Origin of the sequence: Acinetobacter sp. YH12126, from assembly GCF_013418745.1 — a bacterium.
GTDB classification, from domain to species: domain Bacteria; phylum Pseudomonadota; class Gammaproteobacteria; order Pseudomonadales; family Moraxellaceae; genus Acinetobacter; species Acinetobacter amyesii.
The window spans coordinates 1-4286 of sequence record NZ_VPBM01000001.1 but is presented as its reverse complement, the minus strand read 5'-3'; the positions used below and the strand labels follow the sequence as shown (position 1 = coordinate 4286).

At 38.5% G+C, this 4286-nt stretch carries 4 protein-coding genes; 3 read left to right on the top strand and 1 reads right to left on the bottom strand.

The features are described 5' to 3' along the window. Positions 1 to 148: 148 nt before the first annotated feature. From FTU62_RS00020 to FTU62_RS00010, 3 genes are all read left to right on the top strand, one after another. Positions 149 to 634: a GNAT family N-acetyltransferase gene (locus tag FTU62_RS00020; RefSeq protein WP_180101377.1), complete on the top strand. Its 486-nt coding sequence runs from the start codon at positions 149 to 151 to the stop codon at positions 632 to 634. A 230-nt stretch (positions 635 to 864) separates the two neighbouring features. Next, positions 865 to 2085: an OprD family outer membrane porin gene (locus FTU62_RS00015; RefSeq protein WP_180101375.1), complete on the top strand. Its 1221-nt coding sequence runs from the start codon at positions 865 to 867 to the stop codon at positions 2083 to 2085. A gap of 49 nt (positions 2086 to 2134) precedes the next feature. Continuing rightward, complete coding sequence (locus tag FTU62_RS00010; RefSeq protein WP_180101373.1) at positions 2135 to 3757, top strand: alkaline phosphatase; 1623 nt, start codon at positions 2135 to 2137, stop codon at positions 3755 to 3757. Positions 3758 to 3909: 152 nt separating this feature from the next. Here the strand turns inward: FTU62_RS00010 and FTU62_RS17545 are convergent, their stop codons facing one another. After that, on the bottom strand, positions 3910 to 4062 hold the full coding sequence (locus tag FTU62_RS17545) for a hypothetical protein (RefSeq protein ID WP_180101371.1): 153 nt from the start codon (positions 4060 to 4062) through the stop codon (positions 3910 to 3912). Positions 4063 to 4286 lie beyond the last annotated feature (224 nt).

Here is a 4286-nt window from a genome sequence, read left to right as displayed (position 1 = left end):
AATCTAATCATGAGTAATAGCTAATTTTTAGTCTTTGCGTCAGTGTGTGTGATAATCATCGATGATCTTTGTTGCTTTCAAATTTTTTACAAGACTTCAATTCTAAACGTTATGATTTGAAGCAAATAGATGACAGGTAAAATTAAAAATGGGCACTGTTACTGTTCGACCAACTGTTGAATCAGATTGGGAGATACTGAAAAATTTACGGCTAGAAGCATTACAAGACAGTACCGATGCATTTACAGCAACTTATGAAAAAACCAAAACTCATAGTGAGTTTGAATGGCGTGATAGAGCTGCGCAAAAAATACCATGTCAGTTTCTATTGGCATTTGACGGAATAAGAGCAGTCGGCATGGCTGGAGGTATTATTGATGAACAGCATGAATTTAATGTGGTTGCAATGTGGGTACATGAGAATTATCGAGGAAAGGGTGTTGCTGATCTTTTAATATCTCATCTAAAAAAATATGCAGCAAACCAAGGTTATACAAAAATTGTACTTCGTGTTGAATTAGGTAATTTACGAGCTATTCAATTTTATTCTAAGCAAGGTTTTATAAAAGTTCTTGAGCAATCTTCTTTAAAATCAGGCTTAGAGCTTAGTAGTCAAAAAATGGAGTGCTTGTAGTCCTTTTAATGGTCAACTTTTTTCGTATATAAGTGCTTAAAAAGAATAACTCTAATTTTTATATTATCAAATATTTATATTAAACATTTGTTTTATTTTTCATGTAATTGTCATGGGATTGCAAGTGTATTGTCATACAGAGTCTTTAGGTTATTGCAGTATTTCTCAAGGACCAAAGAGGTTAGACGTTGAATTACAAAGCACTCATCTGCTGTATGGTTTTCACCCCCATGCTGACAATGCAGGCAGCACAAGCAGAATTTATTAAAGATAGTAAAGCAGAAATAGATTTTAAAAATTATTATTTTGATCAAGATCAAGAGCCTAACGATAAAGATTCGACAGTTTTGGGACAAGGTATTGAATTGAGTTATCAATCTGGCTTTACCGAAGGTCAAGTCGGTTTTGGTTTAGATGCTACTGCGGCAGCAGGTATACGTTTAGACGGCAGTAAAGATAAAGCCAAAAATTCGTTGATGTTTCCTTTAGAGGGTGATGGTAGTCCAACAAATTATTGGACACGTACATATCCCACTTTAAAAGCGCGCTATCAGAAAACTGATGTAAAAGTCGGAGAGTTACGCCCTAATTTGCCCATTTTAAGTCGAAGCTTTGCTCGCTTGCTCGAATCTGCCTATTTAGGTGGTCAAGTCACTTCTAAAGATGTAAAGGGATTGACTTTAACGGGTGGTTACGTCACTAAAGCAATTCCACGTGCATCACGAGATGCTTCAAAGCTTTCTATTAAAGGCGCAACCGAAACCAGTGATGGGTTTATGTTTGGCGGTGCGGACTGGAAGCCCAATAAAAATTTAACGCTACAGTACTATGCCGGTGAGCTGGATGATTTTTATGTACAGCAATTTATCGGCGTGAAACACAAATTTCCATTCAGTGAAAACCAGAGTTTTAATACGGACTTACGTTTATTTGATACTCAAGCGACTGGAGCTAATGAGCGTGGTGAAAAAGGCTATGGTGCCAAAGTAGATAATCAGACAGCCAGTGTAGACTTCAAATACAAATTTAAAAATCATCAGCTGCAATTTGGCGCGCAAAAAATTGGTGATGATGGCGATTTTCTGCATATGAATCAGGGCAGTTTAGATAATGGTGCGGATGGTACGTTCATTTATTTGCCAACAAATCGTTTGTTGCAGAACTTTACTAATGCAGGCGAAAAGTCCACATGGTATGGCTATCGATATGACTTCAATAATCAATACTTAAAAGGCTTAAATGTATCGTTCCTGAAAGTACAAGGACGTGACTTTGGTAAATGTGGTTGTGCAACTGAGTCTGAAATTGACTATACCTTGCGTTATAAAGTGCCGGAAGGCAAATTCAAAAATTTAGGTTTTACCGCTCAATACGGAAAATTCAAAAAAAGTACAGGAACAAAGCAGGAACAAAGCCGTATCTACTTGACCTATACCATGCCAATTTTCTAATCCAAAACTGATCAGATTAATTTATTAATAAGTTTATAGAGAAATAAAAATGAATCATATTAATTCGAATCGTCGTCAATTCTTAAAGGGTTTGATGGGAGTCGGGTCTTTAGCGTTATTTTCTGGACTGAGTCCAGTAAGCACGTGGGCAAATGCCAAATTTCCGATTAGCCCATTTCAATTAGGTGTTGCCTCAGGTGAACCTTGGCCAGATGGCTTTGTGATTTGGACGCGTGTTGCACCATATCCACTTTCTGTAGATGGTGGGATGCCGAAGGAAGCTGTTGAAGTGGATTGGGATATTGCTACAGATATTGAATTTAAGAAAATTGTGCAAACTGGGAAGGCGCAGGCACATCCTGACTTACATCACACAGTACATGTAGAGATAAGTGGTTTAGCACCGATGACACGCTATTATTATCGATTTAGATTGGCTGGTTATGAAAGTTCTGTAGGTACAGCAAAATCGGCGCCAGCAGCACATCAAATGCCAGAACGAGTTCGTGTTGCTGTAGTAGGTTGTCAGCATTATGAAACAGGCTATTACACGGCTTATGATTACTTGAGCAAAGAGAAAGAGATAGATTTAGTTTTCCATTATGGTGACTATATTTATGAAGGACCAGAGGGTAAAGGCGGGGGACGTGCAATTGGAGATTTAAGAATTTCAATTCCTGCACGTCAACATATTGGTCCTGAAATTCAAACTTTACTGCAATATCGTATTCGTTATGCACAGTACCGTGCAGATCCTGATTTACAAGCTGCACATGCATCTGCACCTTTTGCGATGACTTTTGATGATCATGAAGTGGATAACAACTGGGCTGCAGATATTGAAGAAAAAGGTGAGAAGAAAGACATATTTTTACTGCGTCGCGCAGCAGCGTTTCAAGCATGGTATGAATATATGCCTGTGCGTTTAAAACAGAAGCCGAACGGCCCAGATATCCTTGCTTACCGCACTTTAGATTATGGCAAAATGCTACGGATGAATATTTTGGATACACGCCAGTACCGTTCTCCAATTTTATGCACCAAAGCTCAGTTAGAAGATGGGTTTGATAAAGTAGATTACTGCCGTACTGAGAATAGCCGAAATGAGCAGGTTCTTGGTAAAGCACAAGAGCAATGGTTGGCGAAGCAAATGCGCCATGATAAGCGTTGGAATGTCTTGGCACAGCAAATTCAGGTTATGCCTTGGGTACGTTATAACAAATCAGGCAAAGCTTATTTTGGGAAAGATACGTGGAATGGCTATCCATACGCACGCGAGCGCTTGATTGAATCTATCAAAAAAAATGCACCTCATGGTAATACAGTAATTTTATCAGGAGATTTGCATCAATATTTTGCAGCGAATATTCCAAGTGATTTGAATGATTTTAAGAGTCCATCGATTGCGACCGAATTTTTAACTACATCGATAACCTCTACCGGCAATGGTCAACCAATCCGTCCAGGGCAGGAAGATGTGCTGAAGTTAAATCCACACATCAAATTTATCAATGATCAACGCGGTTATCAGACTTTAGACTTTTTTAAAGACTATATGCGTACAGACTTAAAGGTTCTAGACTTTATTGAAAAACCAGGTGGAAAAATGACGACCGTCGCCAGTTTTGAAGTGGCTTACGGCAAGCCAGAACTGAAGCAGATTGAATCTTAATAAAACGATATCAAAATACTTCTGCTAAATTAAATAAAGCGCTTAGATGGTTCTAAGCGCTTTATTTTTATATTGGACATGCACATCTATTAAAAACCACTGCCCATGCATGTGATCTACTATCTATGCAATGAGACAAGATGCTGATTTTTTTAATCAGATTTTTTGTGTGTGGCAGAAATAAGATGGTTAATTTCAGTTTTGGCTTTAATCATATCGGCTTGGAACTGTGGATCTGCCTGCAAGCGTGAAAATTGTGCTGCACCCATAATACGGCCAGCATCGACATCACTTTGCCAATGCATATTGCACACGACTCGGCTTTGACCAAATTCAATGCCACGTTTGAAAATTTCATTTTGGCGCTCAGGACGTAACTCTGCTAAGACTAATGCATAAGTCTGTTAGCGGCAGTGTAAAAATGACCCCCTAATGGCATTTAAAAACTGACCCCCTTGGTTAATATAGCGGTCATTTTGGACTGCTCAACATGTTAACTTTGGAGCAAGCAGTGACAATCCAAATACTT